A 589-nucleotide genomic window follows, 5' to 3' on the forward strand; every position below is an offset into this window, starting at 1 on the left:
CCTCGATCGCATTCATGGCACGCATGATGGGAAGCTGGCGGAAGGCGTTGTTGAGATGGTCGTCGCCACGGATGATGTGGGTGACGCCCATGTCGTGATCGTCGACCACCACCGCCAGCATATAGGTCGGCGTGCCTTCCGAGCGCAGCAGGACGAAATCGTCGAGCTCGGCATTCTGCACGGTGACGCCGCCCTGGACGCGATCCTCGATCGTGGTGGCACCCTCGCGCGGGGCCTTCAGTCGCACGACGAACGGCGCGCCCTCGGGGGCCTCGTCGGGCGAACGGTCGCGCCAGCGGCCGTCATAGCGCATCGGCTTGCCTGCCGCTTTTTGCGCCTCGCGCATTTCGGTCAGCTCGTCGGCGGTGGCGAAGCATTTGTACGCCTGGCCCGCCGCCAGCAATTGATAAGCGACCTCGGCATGGCGCGCCGCACGGGCGAACTGGAACACTTCCTCGCCGTCCCAATCGAGCCCGAGCCAGCGCATCGACGTCAAAATCGCGTCGTTCGCGGGCTGGGTCGAACGCGCACGATCGGTATCTTCGATGCGCAGCAGGAACTTGCCGCCATGATGTCGGGCATAGAGCCA

1 protein-coding gene is annotated in these 589 nt (G+C 65.4%); it reads right to left on the reverse strand.

Going from position 1 to position 589, the window contains the following annotated elements; genetic code table 11:
* The coding region (locus tag AACY45_RS27550; protein ID WP_339548621.1) for a glutamate--tRNA ligase at positions 1-589 on the reverse strand (589 nt) is incomplete at both ends.

Source organism: Pseudomonas sp. RA_35y_Pfl2_P32 (assembly GCF_963970735.1).
Lineage (GTDB): Bacteria > Pseudomonadota > Gammaproteobacteria > Pseudomonadales > Pseudomonadaceae > Aquipseudomonas.